This window comes from Plantactinospora sp. WMMB334, from assembly GCF_049179095.1.
GTDB lineage: Bacteria > Actinomycetota > Actinomycetes > Mycobacteriales > Micromonosporaceae > Plantactinospora.
The window spans coordinates 4,455,679-4,481,626 of sequence record NZ_JBMHME010000002.1 but is presented as its reverse complement, the minus strand read 5'-3'; the positions used below and the strand labels follow the sequence as shown (position 1 = coordinate 4,481,626).

Here is a 25,948-nt window from a genome sequence, read left to right as displayed (position 1 = left end):
ACGACCTCGAACGAGGCCCGGGAGTCGGTGGTCCCGCGCCAGCCCGGGCCGCGCAGGCTGCTACTCGAGATCGACCACGTCGTGCTCCGCTTCGGCGGTGTGGTCGCGCTCAACGACGTCAGCTTCCAGATCTACCAGGGCGAGATCCTCGGGTTGATCGGGCCCAATGGTGCCGGCAAGACCACCTGCTTCAACGTCATGACCGGGGTCTTCAAGCCGACCTCCGGCATGGTGCGGTTCGACGGTGCCCGGGTCAGCGGCCGGAAGCCGCCGGAGATCAGCCGGATGGGCATCTCGCGTACCTTCCAGAACATCCGGCTCTTCCCCGAGATGACCGCGCTGGAGAACGTCATGGTCGGGACTGACTCCCGGCACAGGACGAGCGTGCCGGGCGCCCTCTTCCGGCTCTACCGGATGAAGCCCAAGCCGGAGGAGCTGCCGCAGGTCACCGCCGAGGGTGGGGTGCTGCGGGCGTGGCAGCGGCTGCGCCGGAACTCCGCCCGGATCTTCGGGCTCTCCCGGCACATCCTGGAGGAGCGGTCGGCGGTGAAGAAGTCGCTGGACCTGCTCGAGTTCGTGGGGATCGACGGTCGGGCCAACGAGCTGGCCCGGAACCTGCCCTACGGCGACCAGCGCCGCCTGGAGATCGCCCGGGCGCTGGCCACCGAGCCCAAGCTGATCTGTCTGGACGAGCCGGCCGCCGGGTTCAACCCGGCGGAGAAGGAGCAGTTGCTGGCGCTGATCCGGAGGATCCGCGACCGTGGCCACACCGTGCTGCTGATCGAGCACGACATGCGGCTGGTGATGGGCGTGACCGACCGGGTCGTGGTGCTGGAGTTCGGCACCAAGATCGCCGAGGGTGCGCCGAGCGAGGTCAGCCGGGACCCGCAGGTGATCGCCGCCTACCTGGGGGAGCCCGTCGATGCTGCTTGAACTCGAGAACGTCACCGTGGCGTACGGCCGGATCGAGGCCCTGCACGGGATCAGCCTGCACGTCGACGAGGGCGAGATCGTCGCACTCATCGGGGCCAACGGCGCGGGCAAGACGACCACGATGCGGGCCATCTCCGGGATCCGGGGGCTCGCCGGCGGCGCGATCCGGTTCGCCGGCGAGGACATCAGCCGGCTCCGGGCGGACCTGCGGGTGGGTCGAGGGCTCTGCCAGTCCCCGGAGGGCCGGCAGATCTTCCCCGGCATGAGCGTGCTGGAGAACCTGGACATGGGGGCGTACACCCGGCGGGACGCCGCCGGGATCGCCGCCGACCTGGAGCGGGTCTTCGGGCTGTTCCCCCGGCTCGCCGAGCGGCGCAAGCAGGCCGGCGGCACCCTCTCCGGCGGTGAGCAGCAGATGCTGGCGGTGGGGCGGGCCCTGATGAGCCGGCCGAAACTGTTGCTGCTGGACGAGCCCTCGATGGGGCTGGCCCCGCTGGTGATCAAGCAGATCTTCGACATCGTGACGGAGATCAACCAGCAGGGCACCACGATCCTGCTGGTGGAGCAGAACGCCCAGCAGGCGCTCTCCCGGGCACACCGGGGCTACGTGCTGGAGACCGGTCGGATCGTCAAGGAGGGCAGCGGCCAGGACCTCCTGCACGATCCCGCGGTCAAGGAGGCGTACCTCGGGGTCGCCTGAACCCGTGTCGCCAGGCCCCGGTCCGGTTCTCCGGACCGGGGCCCGGCGCGTCCGCAGCGGCCTCCGGCACGCCGTGGCACGCTGCGGACGCGGCCGGCCCGGCGGTCGTCGCGCTGTCGGGGGTGCGGACTAGAGTCGCCTATCGTGACAGCCTCCACGCCGCGCCTGCTGCTGCTCGACGGTCATTCGCTCGCATACCGGGCGTTCTTCGCCCTGCCGGTGGAAAACTTCTCCACCACGACCGGGCAGCCCACCAACGCGGTCTACGGCTTCACCTCAATGCTGATCAACGTGCTCCGCGACGAGCACCCCACGCACATCGTGGTGGCCTTCGACGTCTCCCGGCGCTCGTTCCGCACCGAGCGCTACGCCGACTACAAGGCCGGCCGCTCCGAGACACCGGGCGAGTTCGCCGGCCAGGTCAGCCTGGTCAAGGAGGTGCTCGCCGCGCTGCGGGTGCCGACGGTGGAGAAGCCGGGTTACGAGGCCGACGACGTGCTCGCCACACTGGCCTGCCAGGGCCGCGACGCCGGGATGGAGGTGCTGATCTGCACCGGTGACCGGGACGCGTTCCAGCTCGTCGACGACCGGATCACCGTGCTCTACCCCCGCAAGGGCGTCTCCGACCTGGCCCGGATGGATCCGGCGGCGGTCACCGCCCGCTACGGGGTCGGCCCGGCGCAATACCGCGACCTGGCGGCGCTTGTCGGCGAGACCAGCGACAACCTTCCGGGTGTGCCGGGGGTGGGCCCGAAGACCGCCGCGAAGTGGATCCTTCAATACGGCGGCGTCGAGGGTGTGATCGCCCGGGCCGACGAGATCAAGGGCAAGGCCGGTGACAGCCTGCGCGAGCGGCTCGCCGACGTGATCCGCAACTACGAGATCAACTACCTGGTCGCCGATCTCGAGCTGCCGCTGCGGGCCGAGGAGACCCGCTGGCCGGGGTGGGACCGTGAGGCGGTGCACCAGGTCTTCGACGCCCTGGAGTTCCGGATTCTCCGCGACCGCCTCTACCAGTACCTCGACGCGGTGGAGCCGGAGGCCGAGGCCGGGTTCGACCTGGCCGGCAAGCTCCTCGGGCCGGGCGAGGTGACCGGCTGGCTGGCCGAGCACACCCCGCCCGGCACCCCGGTCGGGGTCGCGGCCGCCGGCTCGTTCGGCCGGGGCACCGGCTCGCTGACCGGTGTCGCGCTGGCCACCGCGGCCGGGGCGGCCGGCTGGTTCGACCCGGCCGGGCTGGAGCAGGCCGACGAGGCCGCGGTGGCCGGGTGGCTCGCCGATCCGGAGCGGCCCAAGGTGCTGCACGACAGCAAACCGGCGCTGCTGGCCTTCGCCGCGCACGGCTGGGCCCTGCGCGGAGTGGCCCGGGACACCGCGCTCGCCGCCTATCTGGTCCGGCCCGACCAGCGCTCCTACGACCTGACCGACCTCGCCCTGCGCTACCTGCACCGGGAGCTGAAGGTCGACGCGCCGGAGACCGGCCAGCTCACCCTCGCCGGGTTGGGCGACGACGGCGAGGTCGAACAGAACCTGATGCTTCGGGCCCGGGCCACCCTCGACCTCGCCGAGGCCCTCGACACCGAGCTGTCCCGGGGCGGCGAGCACTCCGCCGGGCTGCTCCGCGAGGTCGAGCAGCCGCTGGTCGAGGTGCTGGGCGCGATGGAGCGGACCGGCATCGCCGCCGACACCGACTACCTGTCGGAGCTGGAGGCGCACTTCGCCGGCGAGGTGAAGGCGGTGGCCCAGGCGGCGTACGGGGTGATCGGGCGGGAGTTCAACCTCGGCTCGCCCAAGCAGTTGCAGGAGATCCTCTTCACCGAGCTGGGCCTCCCCAAGACCAAGAAGATCAAGACCGGTTACACCACCGACGCCGACGCCCTGCAGTGGCTCTACGCGCAGCAGCCGCACCCGCTGCTGGAGCACCTGCTCCGGCACCGGGACGTGGCCCGGCTCAAGTCCACCGTCGACGGCCTGCTCAAGTCGGTCTCCGACGACGCGCGGATCCACACCACCTTCCACCAGACGGTGGCGGCGACCGGCCGGCTCTCCTCGACCGACCCCAACCTGCAGAACATCCCGATCCGCACCGAGGAGGGGCGCCGGATCCGCCGCGCCTTCGTGGTCGGTCCGGGCTACGACTGCCTGCTCACCGCCGACTACAGCCAGATCGAGATGCGGATCATGGCGCACCTCTCCGGCGACGCCGCACTGATCGAGGCGTTCAACTCCGGCGCCGACTTCCACGCCGCCACCGCCTCCTCGGTCTTCGCCGTCCCGGTGGCCGAGGTCACCCCGGACCAGCGGCGCAAGATCAAGGCGATGAACTACGGCCTCGCGTACGGGCTCAGCGCGTTCGGCCTCGGCCAGCAGCTCGGCATCGCCGCCGACGAGGCCCGGGGCCTGATGGAGGAATACTTCAGCCGCTTCGGCGGTGTCCGCGACTACCTCCAGTCGGTGGTCCGCCAGGCGGTCAAGGACGGCTACACCGAGACGATCCTCGGCCGCCGCCGCTACCTGCCCGACCTGGTCAGCGACAACCGGCAGCGGCGGGAGATGGCCGAGCGGATGGCGCTGAACGCCCCGATCCAGGGTTCGGCCGCCGACATCATCAAGGTGGCGATGCTGCACGTCGACACCGCGCTGCGCGCCGCCGACCTGCGCTCCCGGATGCTGCTCCAGGTGCACGACGAGCTCGTCTTCGAGGTGGCGCCCGGCGAGCGGGCCGACCTCGAAGCGCTGGTCCGGCGAGAGATGGGCGCCGCCTATCCGCTGGCCGTGCCGCTGGAGGTCTCCGTCGGCGTCGGCGCCGACTGGAACAGCGCCGACCACTGACGCCGCACCGGCTGCCCAGCCGGATCGGCTGCTGGCCGCGCCGGTCGCCGGTCGCCGGCCACGGCGTCGCGGCGGCTGCTGGCCACGGCACCGAGACGGTCGTCGGCGACGACACCGCGCCGGCTGCTGGCGACGCGACGCGGGACCGTGCCGGGGGCGGCTACCGGCGGTTCCGGCTCGACGGGCGCTCGGCGGCCCGGTGCCGTTGCTGCGCCGTGCGGGACGGGCCGCCCACCGCGGGCAGGGGTGCCTTCAGCGGGTCGTGGCCCCAGTTCATCAGCGAAAAGCGCCACCTGGTGTTCCGTACGTCGCCGGCCGGTCGCTGGGCCATGTGCCGGCGGACGTACCCGACCACCTTGCGCATGTGCGCCAGGTCGCGCTCGGTGAACTGGTTGGTCCGCTTGCGCAGCAGGTCGACGATCCGCCGGCCGGACTCGTGCCCGACGGACTCGCCGCGTCCCTTGCGCCAGCCGGCCGACTTCGAGTCGTCGCTGGTCAGCCACTTGTCCAGCTCGCCCGGGTTCATGTTGACGGCGTCGCGGAACTCCCGGACGGTGTCCCGGCCGTCCTCCCGGCCACTCATCGAACCTCCCGGCTAGTCATCGAAGAGTGCCTCCGGCTTGTGCACCGCGTCCCGACCCTCGTCGGTACGGACCCGGTACTGCGGGTCCTCCTTCGACGCGGCGACCGTACGCTTCGCGGCGTACGTCCGTTCGGTGATCTCCTCCTGGACGGTGCCGTGCGCGCTGGAGCCGTGACTGCGCCAGCTCACCCGGTCGCCCTTCCGCAGTTTTCTCCGCTCCGGCATACGGCGGTCTACCCGGCCGACCAGGGCCGGTAACCAGCGCGGACCTGCCGGGGCCGGGTCGGAACCGGACTTACGGGGTGATGTCGGCGACCGGCAGCGTGACCGGGAACGGCTGGGTCAGCTCCAGCACGTCGGCGGCCTCGGCGAGCAGTTCGTACTCCCGGTTGCCGCTCCGGCCGGGCCGGTCGGCGAGACGGTACGCGTACACCCGGACGGGGTCCTGCTCCACCCGCCAGTAGCCGGGGATGCCGGCGGCGGCGTACTCGGCGGGCTTGCTGAACCGGTCGGTGCGGCGGGTGCCGGGCGAGACGACCTCGACGGCGAGCACCACCTCGTGCGGAAGCAGGAAGTGCCGGTCGGCCGGCACCTCCGCCCGGTAGACCAGCACGTCCGGCTCCCGGGTGAAATCGGTGCCCAGGGCCACCCCGACGGCCTGGGCGACCCGCAGGTGCTCGGGGGCGTGGTCGCCCAGCCAGCGCCGGAGCAGATATGAGATGTCTTGATGGCCCAGGGTGGGGGAGGGGACCACGTGGATGACTCCGTCGACGAGTTCGACCCGGGGGGCGTCCGGCGGCAGGTGCAGCAGGTCTTCCAGCGTGTAGCCGGCCTGGCGCTGCCGGACCGGGTCCGGCTGCCACGGCCCGGGCGTCTCGGATACCGGCTCGGCGCTCACCGGCTCAGCATACTGAGCCGGACCGATGCCGGACGGACTCGCCGTCCGGTTTGTCGCTGACCGAGTCTGGTTTGTCGCAGACGAAGATGGCGGTGCCGGGGAAGAGCCGGCCGCGCAGCGGGCTCCACTGCCCCCAGACCTGCTCGTGCCCGGCCGGCCACTCCGGCTCCACCACGTCGCGCAGCACGAAACCGGCGCCGACGATCTCGCGTACCCGGTCGCCGAGGGTGCGGTGCTGCTCCACGTAGCTCGGGGTGCCGGCCTCGTCCTGCTCGACGTAGGGGCGGCGGTCGAAGTAGGAGTGCACGGCGGTCAGGCCGCCCTCGCCCGGGTCGTCCAGGAAGATCCACCGCATGGGATGGGTGACCGAGAACACCCACCGGCCGCCGGGGCGGAGCACCCGGAAGACCTCGCGGAGCGCCGCTGCCGAGTCGGCCACGAACGGGATCGCGCCGAACGCCGTACAGACGATGTCGAAGCTGCCGGCCCGGAACGGCAGGGCGAGGGCGTCGGCCTGGACCAGCGGCACGCGTACCCCGGAGGTGGCGGCACCGCGCGCGGCGTGCCGCAACATGCCGGCGGAGAGGTCCAGCCCGACCGGTCGGGCGCCCTCGGTCGCCAGCCAGCGAGCCGCCGAGGCGGCACCGCAGCCGAGTTCGAGGACCCGCCGGCCGGGCAGCTCGCCGAGGAGCCGGGCGTCGGCCTCGCGCAGCCCTTCCGGACACCAGACGAAGTCCACGTCACCGAGGAAGGCGCCGTGTTCGGCCTGGTAGTCGTCGGCGTCCGCGTCCCACCATCGGCGGTTGGCCCGCCGGCTCTCCGCGTCGCCGACCCGGCGCCGGAGCACCCCGGGCGGCTCGTCGACGAGATCGGGCGGCAGGAGGCCGGGCAGGTTGTTCTCGGGCACTGTGCCACGCTAGTGGGTCGGTCGACGGCGCCGCGCGGAGTCTCTTCCCGAGCAGTGGACTGCGGATCTCATCCCGTGCGGGGAGGGCTTGCATGCTGTGGTAATGCGCACGGTAAGCTGTTCGATGCGCTCGCGGATCGTGTGCCTCGGCAGGGAGAAGGTCCGCGGTCGTCGGAGACACTCTAGCGATCGGAGCAGCGATCGCCCGGTGTGCCCGGCGACGGGTCCGCAGGCGTAAAGGGTCACCGCGACACAAACCTGCTGTGACATCCATCCGACCGGAGCAACCGCCCACATGACGAGCAGCATCGAGGCCCCCTCGAGCGCCACCAAGGTCACCGTCGACGACCTCGGTTCCGAGGAAGCTTTCCTCGCCGCCATCGACGAGACCATCAAGTACTTCAACGACGGCGACATTGTCGAAGGCACCGTCGTCAAGGTCGATCGGGACGAGGTCCTGCTCGACATCGGCTACAAGACCGAGGGCGTCATCCCCTCGCGCGAGTTGTCGATCAAGCACGACGTCGACCCCGCCGAGGTGGTGTCGGTCGGGGATCACATCGAGGCCCTGGTCCTCCAGAAGGAGGACAAGGAGGGGCGCCTGATCCTCTCGAAGAAGCGGGCGCAGTACGAGCGCGCCTGGGGCACGATCGAGAAGATCAAGGACGAGGACGGTGTCGTCCGCGGGTCCGTCATCGAGGTGGTCAAGGGCGGCCTCATCCTGGACATCGGGCTGCGCGGCTTCCTGCCCGCGTCCCTGGTCGAGATGCGCCGGGTGCGGGACCTCCAGCCGTACGTCGGCCGTGAGCTCGAAGCCAAGATCATCGAGCTGGACAAGAACCGCAACAACGTGGTGCTGTCCCGCCGGGCCTGGCTGGAGCAGACCCAGTCCGAGGTGCGCACCGAGTTCCTCAACAAGCTGCAGAAGGGCCAGGTCCGCAAGGGCGTCGTCTCGTCGATCGTCAACTTCGGCGCCTTCGTCGACCTCGGTGGCGTGGACGGTCTGGTGCACGTCTCCGAGCTCTCCTGGAAGCACATCGACCACCCGTCCGAGGTCGTCGAGGTCGGCCAGGAGGTCGAGGTCGAGGTGCTCGACGTCGACCTCGACCGCGAGCGGGTCTCGCTGTCGCTGAAGGCGACCCAGGAGGACCCGTGGCGGCAGTTCGCCCGGACCCACGCCATCCAGCAGATCGTGCCCGGTAAGGTCACCAAGCTGGTGCCGTTCGGTGCGTTCGTCCGGGTCGACGACGGCATCGAGGGCCTGGTGCACATCTCCGAGCTGGCCGAGCGGCACGTCGAGATCCCGGAGCAGGTCGTCCAGGTCGGCTCCGAGGTGATGGTCAAGGTCATCGACATCGACCTCGAGCGTCGGCGGATCTCGCTCTCGCTCAAGCAGGCCAACGAGGGCTTCGTCGAGGGCGAGGAGCACTTCGACCCGACCCTCTACGGGATGACCGCGACCTACGACAACGAGGGCAACTACATCTACCCCGAGGGCTTCGACCCGGAGACCGGGGAGTGGCTCGAGGGCTTCGACAAGCAGCGGGAGACCTGGGAGACGCAGTACGCCGAGGCGCGCACCCGCTGGGAGGCGCACACCAAGCAGGTGCAGAACTCCCGCGCTGCCGACGCCGAGGCGGCTGCCAACCCGGCGGCTGCGACCGGTGGCCCCAGCGCTGGTGGCGGCGGCACCACCACCTCTGCCAGCGCCGCTCCGGCGCGCCAGGCGGAGGAGCCGTCCGGCACGCTCGCCACCGACGAGGCGCTCGCCGCGCTGCGGGAGAAGCTCGCCGGCGGCAAGTAGCCCAGCCGGGCCGGCCGGCCCGGTCGGCCGGTCGCGGCCGGCCCACGCAACTCCAGGCCCGCTTCCCAGATCCGGTGCGACCCGGGTCCGGGAAGCGGGCCTTCCGTTCGCACAGGCGGGTCCTCCCGTTCCGTGCAACGACACGGGTCGTCCCCGGCCGGACGGGTCGTCTCCGGCCGGACAGGCACTCTCCGGCCGACCAGGCACTCCCAGCCGACCAGGCACTCCCGACCAGACCGCTCCCTCCCTGTCCGGCCGGGCGCGGATCGGGTTGACTGGTCCGGTGTTGAACGTCGGACTCACCGGTGGGATCGGTTCGGGCAAGAGCGTCGTCGCCGCCCGGCTGGCCAGCCTCGGTGCCGTGGTCGTCGATTCCGACCGGATCGCCCGCGAGGTGGTCGAGCCGGGCACGGACGGGTTGTGGGAGGTGGTGGCCGCCTTCGGGCAGCGCGTTCGCGGGCCGGACGGCAGGCTGGACCGGGCCGCACTGGGCGAGATCGTCTTCGCCGATCCGGCCGCGCGGGCCCGGCTGGAGGCGATCGTCCACCCGCGGGTACGCCGCCGCAGCGCCGAGCTGACCGCCGGGGCGGCACCGGACGCGGTCGTGGTCAACGACGTACCGCTGCTGGTCGAGGTGGGACTCGCGCCGACGTACCACCTGGTGCTGGTGGTGCGGGCGGCCGAGGCGACCCGGATCGAGCGGCTGGTCCGGACCCGGGGGATGACCGCCGAGCAGGCGGCGCAGCGGATCCGGGCCCAGACCGGTGACGAGCGGCGCGCGGCCGCCGCCGACGTGCTGCTGGAGAACGACGGTGACCTCGCCGAGCTGCACGCGGCGCTGGACGTGCTGTGGCGGGAGAGGCTGACGCCGTACGAACGGAACCTCCGCGAGCGCCGGGCGGTACGGGCCGGCGAGGCCCGCCTGGTCGAGCCCGACCCGGGCTGGCCGGCGCAGTACCGGCGGCTCGCCGCCCGGATCAGGCACGCCGTCGGCATGGGTGAACTCCGTCTCGACCACGTCGGGTCGACCGCCGTGCCCGGACTGCCCGCCAAGGACGTGATCGACGTGCAGTTGGGAGTCCCGTCGCTGGCCGGGGCGGACGCGCTGGCCGACCGGCTCGCCGACGCCGGGTTTCCCCGCTGTCCGGGGCAGTGGTGGGACAACGCCCGCCATCCAGGCGGCATCGCCCGCTGGGACAAGCGGCTGCACGGCGGTGCGGATCCGGGCCGGCTGGTCAACCTGCACGTCCGCGAGATCGGCTCGCCCGGCTGGCGGTACGCCCTGCTGATGCGTGACCATCTGCGCGCCGATCCGGGCCGCCGGGCCGACTACCTCGCCCTCAAGCGACGGTTGGCGGCGGCGGACCCGGACATCGACGCCTACGCCGAGGCCAAGGAGCCGTGGTTCGACCTGGAGCACCGCTACGCCGAGGAGTGGGCGGCGGCCACCGGCTGGCAGCCGCCACCACCCGAAGACGGGACGTAGCAGGACCAAGGAGGGGACGGCCGACCCGGGGGGAGGGACAGACCGACCCGGGGGAGGAGCGGCTCGCCCCGAGCAGGGCGGGCGGATCAGGGGGCGGGGTAGGCGGACGGCAAAGGGCGCTCGCGGCGGCCGGTCTGCGCTTCCGCGCGACCGCATCGGTGCGCTCGCCGGCCTGAGCCGGGGCTGCAACCCCTGCGCCGGATGCGACCCCGCCGGTGTGGCGGCTGGTGTCGCAGACCCGGTCGGCCGCCGCGAGCGGCCTACCCTCAAACGGTAGCGCGGTGATCTTTGCCACACAATGACCATATTGAAGCCGATCGTGTACCCACCGTGGCGCGGTGGCGTGTCACACCGTCGGCGTACGGTTGAAGTCATGGCGCTCGACATTCCGCGGCTCGACGGTCGCTTCCAGGTGGTCTCCGAGTTTCAGCCCTCGGGCGACCAGCCGACCGCCATCGACGACCTGGAGCGCCGGGTGCGCCGGGGTGAGCGGCACAGCGTGCTGCTCGGCGCCACCGGCACGGGCAAGAGCGCGACGGCGGCCTGGTTGATCGAGCGGTTGCAGCGCCCGACCCTGGTGCTGGCGCCCAACAAGACCCTCTGCGCGCAGCTCGCCAAGGAGTTCAGCGAGCTGCTGCCGCACAACGCCGTCGAATACTTCGTCTCCTACTACGACTACTACCAGCCCGAGGCGTACATCCCGCAGACCGACACCTACATCGAGAAGGACTCCTCGATCAACGAGGAGGTCGAGCGGCTGCGGCACGCCACCACGATGTCCCTGCTGACCCGCCGGGACGTGGTGGTCGTCGCCACCGTCTCGGCGATCTACGGCCTGGGCACCCCGCAGGAATACCTGGACCGGTCGGTGCGGATCCAGGTCGGCCAGGAGGTCGAGCGGGACAAGCTGCTCCGCCGGCTGGTCGACGTGCAGTACACCCGCAACGACATGGCGTTCAACCGGGGGACCTTCCGGGTCCGTGGCGACACGCTGGAGATCATCCCGGCGTACGAGGAACTGGCCCTGCGGATCGAGTTCTTCGGCGACGAGGTGGAGAAGCTCTACTACCTGCACCCGTTGACCGGCGAGGTGGTCCGGGAGGTCGACCACCTGCTGATCTTCCCGGCCACCCACTACACCGCCGGCCCGGAGCGGATGGAGCGGGCACTCGCCGGCATCGAGGCCGAGCTGACCGAGCGGCTGGCCGAGCTGGAGCGGCAGGGCAAGCTGCTGGAGGCGCAGCGGCTGCGGATGCGCACCAGCTACGACGTGGAGATGATGCGTCAGGTCGGCTTCTGCTCCGGCATCGAGAACTACTCGATGCACATCGACGGCCGCTCGCCCGGCAGCGCGCCGCACTGCCTGCTCGACTACTTCCCCGACGACTACCTCACCGTCATCGACGAGTCGCACGTCACGATCCCCCAGATCGGTGGGATGTACGAGGGCGACGCCTCCCGCAAGCGGATGCTGATCGACCACGGCTTCCGGTTGCCAAGCGCCGCCGACAACCGGCCGTTGCGCTTCGACGAGTTCCTGGACCGGGTCGGCCAGATGGTCTTCCTTTCCGCCACCCCCGGGCCGTGGGAGCTGGAGCAGGCCCAGGGCGAGGTGGTCGAGCAGGTGATCCGGCCGACCGGCCTGGTCGACCCCGAGGTGGTGGTCAAGCCCACCAAGGGGCAGATCGACGACCTGATGCACGAGATCAAGCTGCGCACCGAGCGGGACGAGCGGGTGCTGGTCACCACGCTGACCAAGAAGATGGCCGAGGACCTCTCCGACTATCTGCTGGAGCACGGCATCCGGGTCCGCTACCTGCACTCCGAGGTCGACACGCTGCGCCGGGTGGAGCTGCTGCGCGAGCTGCGCAAGGGCGACTACGACGTCCTGGTCGGGATCAACCTGCTCCGCGAAGGGCTGGACCTGCCCGAGGTGTCGCTGGTGGCGATCCTCGACGCCGACAAGGAAGGCTTCCTGCGCAGCGGCCGCTCGCTGATCCAGACCATCGGCCGGGCCGCGCGCAACGTCTCCGGCCAGGTCCACATGTACGCCGACAAGATGACCCCGTCGATGGCCGAGGCGATCGAGGAGACCAACCGGCGTCGGGCCAAGCAGGTGGCACACAACGAGGCCAACGGGATCAGCCCGGAGCCGCTGCGCAAGAAGATCCACGACATCCTCGACGACATCTACCGGGAGGCCGAGGACACCGAGGGGACCACCACCCGGGTCGGCGGCGCGGTCCGGCAGATGTCCCGGGGCAAGGCGCCGGTCAAGGAGACCCGGAGCCGGGGCCGGATCGGCACCGCGCCGGCCCGGGAGGGGATGGCCCGGGCCGAGCTGGCCCAGCTCATCCAGGAGCTCAACGACCAGATGCTGGCCGCCGCCCGGGAGTTGCAGTTCGAGCTCGCCGCCCGGATCCGGGACGAGGTCTCCGAGCTGAAGAAGGAACTGCGCGGCATGGACGCGGCCGGGGTCACCTGATCCCGGCCGGGGTGGCGGTCGGGCGTGCCGGTCGAAGCCGCCCTCGGAGTCGATGACCTGGCCGGTGATCCAGCGGCCGTCCGGCGAGCAGAGAAACTCGACCAGCCGGGCGGCGTCGTCGGGTCGGCCCCACTCACCCCGCGCGCCGGCGTCCGTCCCATCCCGACCGATCGTCGACGCCTGCGCCGATGCCGGGTGGTACGTGACCGTCGACACGTGACTGGCATGATCGACGGATGACCGGCAGTGCCCGCCGGCAATCGCCGGCACCCCGGACAACCGTTCCGGCCGGCGGAGGCGGACCGGGCACGGGGCCGGGCGGGCGGATGCCGGTGCCAGCGGGCAGCATGGAGGCCGCAGACGTGACCGAGAGAGGTGGAGGGTGGCATGAAGGAGCTGATCGGTAGCCACGACCTGTTGTTCGTCACCCTGGACACACTCCGCTACGACGTGGCCGCCGAGTTGGCCGACTCCGGGCGTACGCCGAACCTGGTCCGCGCCCTGCCCGGCGGCGTCTGGGAGCGGCGGCACAGCCCGGCGAGCTTCACCTACGCGGCGCACCAGGCGTTCTTCGCCGGCTTCCTGCCCACACCCACCGCGCCCGGTCCACACCCCCGGCTCTTCGCCGCCGCCGCGCCGGGCAGCGAGACCACCGGCGAGCAGACCTGGACCTTCGACGCCCCGGACGTGGTCCACGGGCTCGGGGCGGCCGGCTACCACACCGTCTGCGTCGGCGGCGTCGGCTTCTTCAACGGGCGGTCGCCGCTCGGCGGCGTGCTGCCGGCGCTCTTCGCCGAGGCGCACTGGGAGCCCGAGTTCGGGGTCTCCTCGCCGCGGTGCTTCGAGGCGCAACTCGACCGGATCGCCACGGTGCTGCCCACGGTGCCGGAGGACCGGCCGCTCTTCCTCTTCGTCAACGTCGCCGCGATCCACCAGCCGAACCGCCACTACCTGGCGGGTGCCGACCGGGACAGCCGGGAGAGTCACGCCGCCGCGCTGGAGTACGTCGACCGGCACATCGGGCGGCTCTTCGCGCTGGCCACCTCGCGCGACCGGCCCTGCCTGGTGCTGCTCTGCTCCGACCACGGCACGGCGTACGGCGAGGAGGGGCAGAGCGGTCACCGGCTCGGCCACGAGGTGGTGTGGACCGTCCCGTACGGACAGTTCGTCATCGAACCCGGTGACTGGGGCAAGCCCGGCGACTGGCCCGGCACCGACGGGTGACCCCGCCCGATGCCACAGGTCAGGCCGGCGGCGGCACGTCGGTGAAGTGCTCGACGACCGGCGGCGCGGCGAAGTACGGGCCGATCAGTGAACGCCAGGTGGTGAACCGCTCGGTGGCCCGGAAGTTCTCCAGGTGTGCCTCGATCGAGTCCCACTCCACAAGCAGCACGAACCGGGACGGCGACTCGACTCCCCGGGTCATCCGGATCGACCGGCAGCCGGGCGTGCCGGCCAAGGTGGCGTGGCCCTTGGCGTACGCCTCGGCGAACGTCTCCTCCTGACCGGCCACCACGTCGATCAGCGCAACCTCCAGAACCATGCGGGGAGCATGGCACGGGCGGGTCCGGGCTGGTCGATCGGGGTATACCCGTCCCGCCCGCCGATACCTACGGTAGGAACTCCGGAGGATCTTGCGGGAGGTGCGCCCATGCTCGACTGGCTGACCGGTACGGCGTTCACCGTGGCGGGTACGCCGACCAGCCGCGCCGAACTGCTCGGCTTCGCGACCGGCGTGCTCAACGTCTGGCTGCTGGCCCGGCAGAAGATGTGGAACTGGCCGATCGGCATCGCCAACGTGCTGCTGCTGATGGTGCTCTTCTGGACCGCGGGTCTCTACGCGGACGCCGGGCTCCAGATCGTCTACGTCGGGCTCGGCCTCTACGGCTGGTGGGCGTGGCTCTTCGGCGGTGAGCGGCGCAGCCGGCTGGTGGTCGCCCGCACCGGCCGTCGGGAGTGGATGGTGCTGGTCGCCGCCGGTGCGGCGCTGACCCTGCTGCTCTGGCTGCTGCTGGACCGGGCGACCGACTCCACCGTGCCGTTCCCGGACGCGGTGACCACCGCACTGTCGCTGATGGCGACGTACGGCCAGTGCCGCAAGCGGGTGGAGAGCTGGTGGATCTGGATCACCGCGGACCTCGTCTACATCCCGCTCTACGCCTACAAGGGGCTCTATCTCACCGGCGGGCTGTACATCGTCTTCCTCGGGCTCTGCGTTTTCGGGTTGCGGAACTGGCGGGCCGACCTGCGCCGGCTCTCGGCCGCCGCCCGTCCGGTCGCGCCGGGCCCGGCGCCCGCCACTCCGTGACGGGGCAGCGCTCCGGGCACGTTCCGGCCGCCGTGCCGGGGCACGGATCCGAGCACGTTCCGGCAGCCGTGCCGGGGCATGGTCCCGGGCACGTTCCGGCGGCAGCTCCGGACCGGCGGCCGGAGTTCGGGCACGGACTGCTGGTGGGGAAGTTCTATCCGCCGCACGCCGGGCACCACGCACTGATCAGCGAGGCGGCCCGGCGGTGTGCCGCCGTCACCGTGGTGGTGGCGCCGTCCCGCCGGGAGTCGATCCCGCTGCCGCTGCGGCTGGAGTGGTTGCGCGAGATGCACGCGACGGAGCCGCACGTCCGGTTCGTCGGTCGCTACGACGACCATCCGATCGACTACACCGACCCGGCGGTCTGGGAGGCGCACTGTGCGGTGTTCCGGGCAGCGCTCGGGGACGACCGGGTGGACGCCGTCTTCTCCTCGGAGGCGTACGGCGCCGAGCTGGCCCGCCGGTTCGGCGCGGTGGACGTCTGCGTCGATCCCTCCCGGGTGGCGGTGCCGGTCTCGGGGACGGCGGTGCGGGCCGATCCGGTGCGGCACTGGGCGATGCTCGCCCCGCCGGTCCGGGCCTGGTTCGTCCGCCGGATCGTCGTGGTCGGCGCCGAGTCGACCGGGACGACCACGGTGGCGCGGGCGTTGGCCGGGCACTACCGGACCCGCTGGGTTCCGGAGTACGGCCGGGAGCTGACCGCCGCGAAGCTGGCCCGGCTGCGGCGTACCGAGCCGGGGGCGACGATCTTCGACGTGCGGTGGGAGCGGGTGGACTTCGAGACGGTGGTCCGGGAGCAGCAGGCCGCCGAGGACGCGGCCGCCCGGCGCAGCGGTCCGCTGCTGTTCTGCGACACCGACGCGCGGGCCACCGCGGTCTGGGAGGAGCGTTATCTCGGCTCGTCCTCGCCGCGGGTCCGGGCGGCCGCCCGCCGGCCCGACCTCTATCTGCTGACCGACCACCGGGGGGTGCCGTTCAGCGACGACGGGCTGCGGGACGGCGCGCACCTGCGGGGGTGGATGACCGAGCGGTTCCGGGCGGTGCTGGCGGAATCCGGGGCGCCAGTGATCGAACTCACCGGCCCGCTGCCGGACCGGCTCGGCACGGCGGTGCGGGCGTGTGACGAGGTGCTTGCGGCGGGTTGGTCCCTCGCCGACCCGATATCACCCCGGTATAGCACCTAGGTTCCTAGGATGGGTACGGCCGGTTGTCGGCGTCGCCTCCGGTAGGGGGAGATGCGCAACCGGCGGGGAATAGTGAACAATGGCGTCGTAGGAGGGGAGTATTCCTTCGCGACGGTGTCGTCAACACGGTCGTCGGCCGGCCCAGCCGGCCGGAGGACCCGGCACCGTAGGTTGTCGTCGCAGCGGCTCGCACGGCGGTGGCGGAAGAGACCTCCGACAGTCACCACCGTCTACACCGCCTGAGGCGCGTCCTGCGTGCCGACGGCGGTGCCGCGTGCCTGCCGGAGGAGAGCGTTGAACGTGTCCGCCTGGGTCTGGGTCATCTCACTGGTCGTGTTGACGGCGATCCTGGTCCTCGATCTCATGATCATCGGCCGACGGCCGCACGAGCCGAGCCTGCGGGAGTCGAGTCTCTGGGTCACCTTCTACGTCGGCCTGGCCCTGATCTTCGGGGTCGGCCTGGCCCTGACCACCAACTTCACCGTCGCCGGGGAGTTCTACACCGGTTGGCTCACCGAGTACAGCCTCTCGGTGGACAACCTCTTCGTCTTCGTGATCATCATGTCCCGGTTCGGGGTGCCCCGGCAGTACCAGCAGAAGGTGCTGCTGATCGGCATCGTGCTGGCGCTGGTGATGCGCGGTGGCTTCATCGCGGCCGGTGCGGCCCTGATCAACCAGTTCTCCTGGGTCTTCTACATCTTCGGCGCCTTCCTGATCTACACGGCGATCAACTTCTTCCGCCAGGGTGAGCCGACCGAGGACGACTTCAAGGAGAACGTGCTGATCCGGTGGAGCCGGCGCGCCCTGCCCGTCTCCCGGGACTTCTCCGGTAGCCGACTCACGGTGCGCGAGAACGGCCGTCGGCTCTTCACCCCGATGCTGATCGTGATGATCGCGATCGGCACCACCGACCTGGTCTTCGCGCTCGACTCGATCCCGGCGATCTTCGGGATCACCCAGGAGCCGTACCTGGTCTTCACCGCCAACGTCTTCGCGCTGATGGGGCTGCGCCAGCTCTACTTCCTGCTCGGCGGGCTGCTCGACCGGCTGGTCTACCTCAACATCGGGCTCGCCGTGGTGCTCGGCTTCATCGGCGTCAAGCTGGTGCTGGAGGCGCTGGCCGGCAACAACCTGCCGTTCCTCAACGGCGGCGAGCCGATCGGTTGGGCTCCGCACATCCCGATCTGGCTCTCCCTCACCGTCATTCTCGGCACGCTGGCGATCGCCACCGTCGCCAGTTTGATCAAGTCCAGCCGCGACAGCCGGTCGGGCGACAAGCTGCCGGTCGCCTGACGGATCGGGGACGACAGGCCGCAGCGGCGGGTCAGAATGTGACCCGGTGCGCGCCGACCAGTGTCGCGGCCCGGTCGGCGGGCATCGGTTCCTCCAGGACCCGCCGCTGCGTGTAGCAGGCGTGCAACATGCGCCTGTCGCTCCCCGGCCCGGGGCGGGCGGTGACGATGCCGATGTGGTGGACGCGCCGGCCGGGCCGGGCGAAGAAGTAGAGGTCCCCCGGGCGTTCCGCACCGAGCGGCAGCGGCACGGTCGCGGCCGCCTGGTCGTCGGCGTCCCGGGGCAGCCGTACGCCGAACCGTCGCCAGGCCAGGTGCACCAGGCCCGAGCAGTCGATCCCGTACGCCGAGACACCGCCCCAGACGTAGACGACGTTGCGCAGCCGGCTGGCCACCGTGAGCACCTCGGTCGCGCTGGGCGGGCGGCTCGGCAGCGGCGCGAGGTGGGTGTCGAGGACCCAGAGCGGCTGCCCGTGGTCGGGCACCCGGACCGGCCGCCAGCCGTCGCGTGCCGGCCCGGCGGCGGTCAGTCGGGTGCCCAGGATGACCCCGGGCAGCACCACCGGGCCGACCGGTGCGGCGTGCAGCCGGGTCACCGTGGCCGCCACGACCAGGTCCGGCCGCCCCGGAGCCCGCTCGGTGGGCTCGGCGAGTTGGTCGCGCGGCAGCCAGCCGGGATAGCCGCGGGGATCGAGCTTGGCGGCCGGCTGTTCGACCGCGACCAGCCGGACCCAGCCGTCCGGGCGGACCTCCTCGACCAGCACCCGCTCGCCGAGGAGCAGCTGACTGAGCACGCAGTCGCCGACCCGCTGGTCGGCGGTCATCCCGGAGATCCAACCGGCGATGTCGGTCCGGCGGGACAGCGCTGGCCCGTCCACCGGGCGGACGGCCTCGGGCCGGGCCCAGAGGGTGGCGACGGCGACCCGGACAACGGCCTCGTGCCCCGAGCGCAGCACCATTTCAGCACCATCCGTCCTTGCCGCTTCCCGCCCGAACCATATGAAAGTTAGCGCCGTCCTGCAATGGTGAGCTGAATGTTGCCTACATGACCGGCGACGGGCCCACACCTCCGCCGACCGCGTGCCGGGTCAGGGCTGGGCCGGCGGGGCACGGTGCAGGCCGGCGACGCCCAGGCCGGGCGTGTCCGGCAGCACGACGGTGGCGTTCTCGTACCGGATGCCGCCCTGCACCGGCGACCAGGCCAGCCACCAGGCGGCGTCGAGATCGGAGACGGCGCTGGTGCCGACCGCGGCGACCAGGCTGGCGGCCGCGCCGAGCCCGACCTGGCTCTCCATCATGGAACCGACCACCGTGCCCAGGCCGTGCTCGGTGGCGAGCTCCAGCAGGGTGCGGGCCGGCCCGAGCCCGCCGCACTTGGCCAGCTTGACGTTCACCATGTCGGCGGCCCGGCGCTGGATCACCTCGACCAGGTCGCGCACCCCGTAGACCGTCTCGTCGGCCAGGATCGGCACGTCCACCCGGTCGGCCACCCAGGCCATCCCGGCGACGTCCCGGGCGTGCACCGGCTGCTCGACCAGCTCCACGCCGAGCCCGGCGTCCTCGATGCCGCGGATCACCCGGACCGCCTCCCGGGGTGTCCAGCCCTGGTTGGCGTCGAGCCGGATCCGGGCCTGCGGCCCGGCGGCGGCCCGCACCGCGCGGACCCGGGCCAGGTCGCCCGCCGCGTCGGTGCCGACCTTGACCTTGAGTACGTCGAAACCGTCGGCGATCCGCTGTTTCGCCGCCCCGGCCAACTCGACCGCGTCGCCGGCCGAGAGGGTGACGTCGGTGGCCACCCGGCGGGACGTGCCGCCGAGCAGCCGGACCAGGGGCACACCGAGCCGGCGGGCGGCCAGGTCGTGCAGGGCCACGTCCGCTGCCGCCTTCGCCGCCTCGTTGCCGACCACCGCCCGGCGCAGCTCCGCACAGCGCGCCACCAGGTCGTCCGGGTCGCGCCGGGTGAGCAGGGGCGCGAACACCTCCTCGACACAGGCCCGGGCCCCGCCGATCGACGCCCCGGTCACCTGCCACACCTGGGGTGCCTCACCGAACCCGGAACGGCCGTCGGTGTCGACCAGCTCCACCACGAGGGTCTCTACTGTGGAGGTGCGACGCAGCGCCGTCACGAACGGGGTGTGCAGCGGAGCGGAGATCCGGTGGGTGCGTACCGAGGCGATCGACATGTAGGCACGATATCGACCGTGGGCTCAGCCGACGGTCCCCAGACGATGCCGGGCCGCCCAGACCACGGCCGAGATCCGGGTGACCAGCCGCCGGGCCCGCTCGTCGCGCTCCTCGTCGTCCGGTTCGCCCCGCCCGCCCGGCGGTGCGCTGGTGCAGACCACCACGGCGTACGGGGGTGCGTCGTCCGGGAAGACCACGCCGGCACCGTGCCGGACGCCGCGTACCCAGCCGTCCTTGTGCGCGATCCGGGTCCCCGGCGGCAGCCCCGCGGCCAGCTCCTCCGAGCGTTCCTGGGCGAGCAGCACGTCGAGCATGCCGGCGCAGGCACCGGGGGAGGCGAGCCGGGACCGGGCGATCGAGCCGAACAGTCGGGCCAGGTCGGCGGCGGTGACCTGGTTGTCGAGCCCGGCGTCCCGGGCGGCGAAGTCCTCGATGCCCCGGTCGGTACGGCTGTGCCGGGCACCGCTGGCCGCCCAGACCTCGGCCACGGCGGGGAGCCCGACGTGCCCGAGCACCAGGTTGGTGGCGAGGTTGCTGGAGCGCACGATCATCCGTTCGGCGAGCCAGCCCAGTGCCGCGGTGCCGCCGAGCCGGTCCCACACCGCCTCGTCGTTGTCGTAGTCCGGCGCGCAGGCGAACCGACCCGCGCCCGGCAGGGCGGACTCGAACTCGTTGACCACCGGCACCGCCGCGCCGAGCCGCACCTCGCCGGCCTCGGCGGCCCGGTGCAGCGCGGCCAGCACCGCCACCTTCATCGTGCTGGCCGCGTAGTGCGGCGCGTCCGGCAGCCGGGTGTAGGCGGGGCGGCGGCCGAGCCCGCCGGCGTACACCGAGACCGTGCCGGGCACGGCGGCCAGCTCGGCGTCAAGGACGTCCCAGGGCATCTGCGCAGCGTACGGCCGGGCTCAGTTGGCGTGCTTGCGCCTGGCGGCGGCCCTGGCCCGGGACGGCGCGTCGAGCACCACCTTGCGGAGCCGGATCGCCGTCGGCGTGACCTCGACGCACTCGTCCTCGCGGCAGAACTCCAGGGCCTGCTCCAGGGAGAGTTTGCGCGGCGGGATCAGCTTCTCGGTCTCCTCGCTGGTCGAGGAGCGCATGTTGGTGAGCTTCTTCTCCTTGGTGATGTTGACGTCCATGTCGTCGGAGCGGGAGTTCTCGCCGACCAGCATCCCCTCGTAGACCTCGGTGGCGGGCTCGACGAAGAGGGTGCCCCGCTCCTGGAGGTTGAGCATGGCGAACGCGGTCGCCACCCCGGAGCGGTCGGCCACCAGCGAGCCGGTGTTGCGGGTGCGCAGCTCGCCGAACCAGGGCTCGTAGGACTCGAAGACGTGGTGCAGGATGCCGGTGCCCCGGGTGTCGGTGAGAAACTCGGTGCGGAAGCCGATCAGCCCCCGGGCCGGGACCAGCCACTCCATCCGGATCCAGCCGGTGCCGTGGTTGACCAGCTGCTCCATCCGGCCCTTGCGGGTGGCGAGGAGCTGGGTGATGGCGCCGAGGTACTCCTCCGGGGCGTCGATGGTGAGCCGCTCCACCGGCTCGCAGGTCCTCCCGTCGATCTCCCGGGTCACCACCTGCGGCTTGCCGACGGTCAGCTCGTACGACTCGCGGCGCATCTGCTCGACCAGGATGGCGAGCGCCAGCTCGCCCCGGCCCTGCACCTCCCAGGCGTCCGGCCGGTCGGTGGGGAGGACCCGGAGCGAGACGTTGCCGATCAGCTCCCGGTCCAGCCGGTCCTTGACCATCCGCGCGGTGACCTTGGCACCCTTGACCCGGCCGACCAGCGGCGAGGTGTTGGTGCCGATGGTCATCGAGATGGCCGGCTCGTCGACGGTGATCAGCGGCAGCGGTCGGGGGTCCTCCAGGTCGGTCAGGGTCTCACCGATCATGATCTCCGGGATGCCGGCGACCGCGATGATGTCGCCCGGCCCGGCCGAGGTCGCCGGCTTGCGCTCCAGCGCCTCGGTCATCAGCAGCTCGGAGACCCGGACCCGCTGCACGCTGCCGTCGGTGCGGCACCAGGCCACGGTCTCGCCCTTGGTGATGCTGCCCTGGCGGACCCGGCACAGCGCCAGCCGGCCGAGGAACGGCGAGGCGTCCAGGTTGGTCACGTGGGCCTGCAGCGGGGCGTTCTCGTCGTAGGCCGGCGGCGGGATCGTGTCGAGCAGGCTGCGGAAGAGCGGCTCCAGCGAGCTGCTGTCGCCCGGCACGCTGCCGTCGGCGGGCTGGGTCAGCGAGGCGATGCCGTCCCGGGCGCAGGCGTAGATGATCGGAAAGTCGATCTGCTCGGCGTCCGCGTCGAGGTCCAGGAAGAGCTCGTAGGTGTCGTCGACCACCTCCTTGATCCGCGCGTCCGGCCGGTCCACCTTGTTGATCACGAGGATGATCGGCAGCCGGGCCCGGAGCGCCTTGCGGAGCACGAACCGGGTCTGCGGCAGCGGGCCCTCGCTGGCGTCCACCAGCAGCAGCACCCCGTCGACCATGGTCAGCCCGCGTTCCACCTCGCCGCCGAAGTCGGCGTGCCCGGGAGTGTCGATGATGTTGATCGTCACCGGGTCGGCACCGTCGGGCGGCAGGTAACGCACGGCGGTGTTCTTGGCCAGGATGGTGATGCCCTTCTCCCGCTCCAGGTCCATGGAGTCCATCACCCGGTCGGCCGGCTCGGACCGGGCGGAGAAGGCCCCGGACTGCCGCAGCATGGCGTCGACAAGCGTGGTCTTGCCGTGGTCGACGTGGGCGATGATTGCGACGTTACGAAGGTCCCCGCGGGTCTGCATGCCCTCCATCCTCCCGCCTGCGCGATCCGGGTCGGCGTCCGGGTTCCCCCTGACCTGACCCGGCACCCGGCGGGAATGACTGTGCCGGGCCAGCACCGGGCTGGCATGCTGGCCCGGGTGTTCGGGGGGTCGCCGTGCAGGATGTGTTGACGGTGGTGCGGGAGTTGCCGCCGGTACTGGTCTACCTGACCGCGGCGCTGCTGGTCTGCGCCGAGACGGCGCTGATCGTCGGCCTGGTGATGCCGGCCGAGGCGACGCTGCTGCTGGTCGGCTTCCTCGCCTACACCGGGATGCTCCGGCTCGGGCCGGCGGTGGTGATCATGATTGTCGCGGCGGCGTTCGGTGACGCGCTGGCGTTCCGCAGCGGCCGGCGGCACGGCCCCCGGCTGAGGGTGGGCCGGTGGGGGAGCCGGGTCGGGGCACACCGCTGGGCGAAGGCCGACGCGATGCTGGGCCGGCTCGGCGGGCGGGGGGTCCTGGCGGCCCGCTGGGTGGCCTTCGCCCGGACCCTGGTGCCCCGGCTCGCCGGCAGCGCCGGGATGCCGTACCGGCGGTTCGCACCGTGGAACCTGGTCGGGGTGCTGAGCTGGGTCGGCGGCTCCGTGCTGGCCGGCTATCTGGCTGGTGAGTCGTATGAGACCGTCTCCCACCATCTCGGCAGGGCGACCGGTGCGGTGCTGCTGCTGATCGTCTTCATCGTGGCGATCGTGCTGGTCGGGCGCTGGCTCGGGCGCAACCCGGACCCGGTGCGGTCGCTGCTGACCCGGGCCGTCACCCGGCCTCCGCTGCGCTGGCTGGCCCGGCGGTACGGGGTGCTCTTCTTCGTCCTCTCCCTGCACATCGGACCGGGGTGGACGCTGCTGGCCAACCTGGTCGCCGGGTTGGCGCTGCTCTTCGTGACCGGGCTCACCCTGGCCTGGCTGCTCGACCTGGTGGTGCGGCACAGCGGGCTGTCGGTGGTCGACAGCACGATCGCGGAGTGGTTCGCCGCCCGGCGTACCGACGGGGTCGCCGAGCTGGCGCACGGCGCCATCGGTGCGCTGCGCGGACCGGTGTTGATCCTGGTGGTGGCGCTGGTCGCCGGGGTGGTCGGCTGGCGGACCCGGCCGTGGCGGGTCGACCTGCTCAGTGTGCTCGGCACGGCCGGTGCCTTCGTGCCGCTGCTGGTGCTGCTCCTGGTCACCGACGTCACCGGCCCGACCAGCGGCGTGCCGGTGCGGCTGCTGCCGGCCCAGAACGCGGTGGTCGCCGCCAGCCTCTGCACGCTGGCCTGGCTGCTGGCCCGGCAGAGTCGTTGGCCGATGGCGGTGACGGCCTGGACGGTGGCGGCGGTCGGGGTGGTGACCGTCGGGGCGGCCCGGCTCTACGTCGGCTGGAGTTCGGCGAGCGAGACGGTGACCTCGGTGCTGCTCGGCGTGCTCTGGACCGCCGTCTTCATGGTGGCCTGGGCCACCCGGGACCGTGCGGTACGCGCCGCCGGCACGGCGACCGTACCCCTGCCGACGGCCGGGAGACGACCTCTGCCGACGGCCGGGAGCGCGGAGCCGACGTCGGTGGGGTGGGAGCTACCGGTGGGGGGTACGGCGGAGCGGACGGCTTCGGCCACCCGGCCGGTCGATGCCCCCTGAGTCGCCGGTCTGCCTGTTATGGTGCGCCGTGACATTCTGGGGGGACGCGATGACGCAGCGGGTGCGCCGGGCCGGACTCGTGCTGGGAGCGGCGGCTCTGCTGCTCGCCACGGCGGTCGCCTGTGCCAACGGCGAGCCGGGTGGGGACGGCTCCACGACCACGGTGGCGGCCGGTGCCGACCCGGTCGACGGCGCCGGGCCGGAGCAGGAGAGCGGGGCGACGGCCGAGCCGGAGCCTCCGGCGGTGGCCGGGCTCGGCGCCCGCCCGACGCCGTCGGCGACCCCGAGCCGCACCCCGGTCAAGAAGAAGCCGGGGCCGCGCAGGACGCCGAAGCCGCCGACCGAGACCAAGCTGCCCCCGCCGCCACCGAAGCCCCCGGCCAGTTGCACCAAGCCGCGCTACGAGGGCACCCAGGCCAGCCGGGCGCAGGTCAAGGAGGCGCTGACCGACGCGGCCGGCCGGATCTACTGGCCCAACTCGGCGCCGAGCATCCGGGTGCCGGTCGACCTCGTCAAGGCGACCGCGTGGCAGGAGAGCGGCTGGCAGTCGAACATCATCGCCTGCGACGGCGGGGTGGGGTTGATGCAGGTGATGCCGGACACCGCCGACTTCGTCAACCAGCGTTTCGACAAGTCGTACGACATCGACGCCTACCGGGACAACGCCACGCTCGGCGCCAACTACCTGGCCTGGCTGATCAAGTACGTCGGCGACGCCTTCTTCGACAGCGACTACGGGGTCTCCGCCGACGACTGCACGAGCGAGCTCAACTCCTGCCTGCTGAACGCGGTGATCTCGGCGTACAACTTCGGGCCGGGCGCGGTGGTGACCGACGACGGGTTGAAGATCCCCAACCCGCAGTACGTCCGCAACGTCCGCGCGCTCATGACGGAGTGTGAGTGTCTGGCGTTCTGAGTCGTCCGGTCGGTTGAAAGGTCAACTCGCCCACGGGCGGGTTGACCTTTGCTTTTGGCGAGATTGGCAGATCGGACGACTGGACTCCGGTCGATGGCGCAGATACGGTCAGTAGTGAAGACCTACCTCCGAGTAGGGAGGGCTGATCCATGCGACTGCTCTGGCTCGCCGATGTGCTCCGCTCCGCCGGGCTCACCGTGCACGAGGTCGGCGGCTGGCGCAGCCGCGGCTCGACCTCGTTCGATCCACACGGGATCATCATCCACGAGACCCGCGGCTCGCTGCACTCCACCGACGCCGGCGAGATCTACGTCCTGCTGAACGGGTCGGCGACGGCCCCGCCGCCGATCGCCCAGCTCTACCTCTCCCGCACCGGGCACTGGCACGTCATCGCCTCCGGGCGGTGCAACCACGTACGGGTCGGGTGGGCCGGGCCGTTCAAGGGAGTCGGCAACTCCGGCCTGATCGGCATCGAGGCGCAGCACGCCCTCGGCGAGCCCTGGACCGACCGGCAGTACGACTCGTACGTGCGCGGCGTCGCGGCGCTGCGCAAGCGCACCGGCTGGGGGATCGGCGGGCACAAGGAGCACCAGCCGGGCGGCTACGGGCATTCCAGCGTCAAGACCGACCCGAGCTTCAACATGGACCAGTTTCGGCGGGACGTCGCCGCCTCGCCGGGAGAGGAGAACATCATGCCGGCACTCTCCGATCAGGAGCAGGAGCAGTTGCTCAAGTACGCCAAGGACGTCAACTACATCCTCTGGCAGGGTGCGCAGAAGCCGGACGGCAGCGGCCGTACCGACATCCGCCAGCACTTCTACAACATCGAGGGGATGCTCACCGAGGTCAAGGCCAACCAGATGAACATGCTGGGCATGGACTGGGTCAACGAGCAACAGATCATCGACGGCGTGCTCAACGGCCTCGGCTCGAAGGACCTCGACGACGCGGCGACCGCGCTGCGGGCGGCGTTCGGCGACCGGATCGACGACCTGGTGGCCAAACTCAGCGCGCCGGCCTGACCCGGCGCCGGG

General features: G+C 71.8%; 22 protein-coding genes. 13 read left to right on the top strand and 9 right to left on the bottom strand.

Annotation, left to right across the window (positions count from 1 at the left end):
* Positions 1–27: 27 nt before the first annotated feature.
* The 3 genes from ACN27G_RS19270 to polA all read left to right on the top strand — a co-directional run bounded on the left by ACN27G_RS19270 (position 28) and on the right by polA (position 4,465).
* Positions 28–933, top strand: a complete 906-nt coding sequence (locus ACN27G_RS19270) for an ABC transporter ATP-binding protein (RefSeq protein ID WP_421497384.1) — start codon at positions 28–30, stop codon at positions 931–933.
* Positions 923–1,633, top strand: coding sequence for an ABC transporter ATP-binding protein (locus ACN27G_RS19265; protein ID WP_421494175.1), 711 nt, complete (start codon positions 923–925; stop codon positions 1,631–1,633). The genes ACN27G_RS19270 and ACN27G_RS19265 overlap by 11 nt, the downstream gene beginning before the upstream one ends.
* Positions 1,634–1,777: 144 nt before the next feature.
* Positions 1,778–4,465 (top strand): DNA polymerase I, encoded by a 2,688-nt coding sequence (polA, locus tag ACN27G_RS19260; protein WP_421494174.1) that lies wholly within the window; start codon positions 1,778–1,780, stop codon positions 4,463–4,465.
* Positions 4,466–4,625: 160 nt separating this feature from the next.
* Here the strand turns inward: polA and ACN27G_RS19255 are convergent, their stop codons facing one another.
* The 4 genes from ACN27G_RS19255 to ACN27G_RS19240 form a co-directional block, all read right to left on the bottom strand.
* Positions 4,626–5,048, bottom strand: coding sequence for a DUF3140 domain-containing protein (locus ACN27G_RS19255; protein WP_421494173.1), 423 nt, complete (start codon positions 5,046–5,048; stop codon positions 4,626–4,628).
* Between the two features lie 12 nt (positions 5,049–5,060).
* Entirely contained in the window at positions 5,061–5,237 is a 177-nt protein-coding gene (locus ACN27G_RS19250; RefSeq protein WP_421494172.1) for a DUF2945 domain-containing protein, read from the bottom strand.
* A gap of 106 nt (positions 5,238–5,343) precedes the next feature.
* Positions 5,344–5,946: a Uma2 family endonuclease gene (locus ACN27G_RS19245; RefSeq protein WP_421494171.1), complete on the bottom strand. Its 603-nt coding sequence runs from the start codon at positions 5,944–5,946 to the stop codon at positions 5,344–5,346.
* Positions 5,947–5,950: 4 nt separating this feature from the next.
* Entirely contained in the window at positions 5,951–6,853 is a 903-nt protein-coding gene (locus ACN27G_RS19240) for a class I SAM-dependent methyltransferase (protein ID WP_421494170.1), read from the bottom strand.
* 295 nt (positions 6,854–7,148) lie between these two features.
* On the opposite strand from ACN27G_RS19240, the gene rpsA reads away from it, so the two are divergent.
* The 4 genes from rpsA to ACN27G_RS19220 all read left to right on the top strand — a co-directional run bounded on the left by rpsA (position 7,149) and on the right by ACN27G_RS19220 (position 13,852).
* Positions 7,149–8,657: a 30S ribosomal protein S1 gene (gene rpsA, locus ACN27G_RS19235; RefSeq protein ID WP_421494169.1), complete on the top strand. Its 1,509-nt coding sequence runs from the start codon at positions 7,149–7,151 to the stop codon at positions 8,655–8,657.
* A 283-nt stretch (positions 8,658–8,940) separates the two neighbouring features.
* Positions 8,941–10,143 (top strand): dephospho-CoA kinase, encoded by a 1,203-nt coding sequence (coaE, locus tag ACN27G_RS19230; protein ID WP_421494168.1) that lies wholly within the window; start codon positions 8,941–8,943, stop codon positions 10,141–10,143.
* Positions 10,144–10,516: 373 nt separating this feature from the next.
* Positions 10,517–12,628 carry an excinuclease ABC subunit UvrB gene (gene uvrB, locus ACN27G_RS19225; protein WP_421494167.1) on the top strand — a complete coding sequence of 704 codons (2,112 nt, stop codon included), beginning with the start codon at positions 10,517–10,519 and terminating at the stop codon, positions 12,626–12,628.
* A 387-nt stretch (positions 12,629–13,015) separates the two neighbouring features.
* Entirely contained in the window at positions 13,016–13,852 is an 837-nt protein-coding gene (locus ACN27G_RS19220; protein ID WP_421494166.1) for an STM4013/SEN3800 family hydrolase, read from the top strand.
* Positions 13,853–13,871: 19 nt separating this feature from the next.
* Here the strand turns inward: ACN27G_RS19220 and ACN27G_RS19215 are convergent, their stop codons facing one another.
* Positions 13,872–14,171, bottom strand: a complete 300-nt coding sequence (locus tag ACN27G_RS19215) for an antibiotic biosynthesis monooxygenase family protein (protein ID WP_421494165.1) — start codon at positions 14,169–14,171, stop codon at positions 13,872–13,874.
* A 108-nt stretch (positions 14,172–14,279) separates the two neighbouring features.
* On the opposite strand from ACN27G_RS19215, the gene pnuC reads away from it, so the two are divergent.
* The 3 genes from pnuC (at position 14,280) to ACN27G_RS19200 (ending at position 17,413) form a co-directional block, all read left to right on the top strand.
* Positions 14,280–14,936 (top strand): nicotinamide riboside transporter PnuC, encoded by a 657-nt coding sequence (pnuC, locus tag ACN27G_RS19210; RefSeq protein WP_421494164.1) that lies wholly within the window; start codon positions 14,280–14,282, stop codon positions 14,934–14,936.
* 143 nt (positions 14,937–15,079) lie between these two features.
* Entirely contained in the window at positions 15,080–16,120 is a 1,041-nt protein-coding gene (locus ACN27G_RS19205; protein WP_421494163.1) for an AAA family ATPase, read from the top strand.
* 294 nt (positions 16,121–16,414) lie between these two features.
* Complete coding sequence (locus ACN27G_RS19200; RefSeq protein ID WP_421494162.1) at positions 16,415–17,413, top strand: TerC family protein; 999 nt, start codon at positions 16,415–16,417, stop codon at positions 17,411–17,413.
* 31 nt (positions 17,414–17,444) lie between these two features.
* Here the strand turns inward: ACN27G_RS19200 and ACN27G_RS19195 are convergent, their stop codons facing one another.
* The 4 genes from ACN27G_RS19195 to typA form a co-directional block, all read right to left on the bottom strand.
* Positions 17,445–18,371 (bottom strand): NlpC/P60 family protein, encoded by a 927-nt coding sequence (locus ACN27G_RS19195; protein WP_421494161.1) that lies wholly within the window; start codon positions 18,369–18,371, stop codon positions 17,445–17,447.
* A 129-nt stretch (positions 18,372–18,500) separates the two neighbouring features.
* A complete protein-coding gene (locus ACN27G_RS19190; protein ID WP_421494160.1) occupies positions 18,501–19,595 on the bottom strand; it encodes a mandelate racemase/muconate lactonizing enzyme family protein in 1,095 nt (364 codons plus the stop codon).
* A 24-nt stretch (positions 19,596–19,619) separates the two neighbouring features.
* Positions 19,620–20,480 (bottom strand): serine hydrolase, encoded by an 861-nt coding sequence (locus ACN27G_RS19185; RefSeq protein WP_421494159.1) that lies wholly within the window; start codon positions 20,478–20,480, stop codon positions 19,620–19,622.
* A gap of 21 nt (positions 20,481–20,501) precedes the next feature.
* Positions 20,502–22,370 (bottom strand): translational GTPase TypA, encoded by a 1,869-nt coding sequence (gene typA, locus ACN27G_RS19180; protein WP_421494158.1) that lies wholly within the window; start codon positions 22,368–22,370, stop codon positions 20,502–20,504.
* 134 nt (positions 22,371–22,504) lie between these two features.
* Between typA and ACN27G_RS19175 the strand changes: the two genes are divergently transcribed.
* From ACN27G_RS19175 to ACN27G_RS19165, 3 genes are all read left to right on the top strand, one after another.
* The gene (locus tag ACN27G_RS19175) at positions 22,505–23,998 is read left to right on the top strand and encodes a DedA family protein (RefSeq protein ID WP_421494157.1); all 1,494 of its coding nucleotides are present in this window, start codon (positions 22,505–22,507) and stop codon (positions 23,996–23,998) included.
* Between the two features lie 49 nt (positions 23,999–24,047).
* Positions 24,048–24,914: a lytic transglycosylase domain-containing protein gene (locus tag ACN27G_RS19170; protein ID WP_421497383.1), complete on the top strand. Its 867-nt coding sequence runs from the start codon at positions 24,048–24,050 to the stop codon at positions 24,912–24,914.
* 149 nt (positions 24,915–25,063) lie between these two features.
* Positions 25,064–25,936, top strand: a complete 873-nt coding sequence (locus ACN27G_RS19165; RefSeq protein WP_421494156.1) for an N-acetylmuramoyl-L-alanine amidase — start codon at positions 25,064–25,066, stop codon at positions 25,934–25,936.
* The last annotated feature ends 12 nt before the right edge of the window (positions 25,937–25,948 follow it).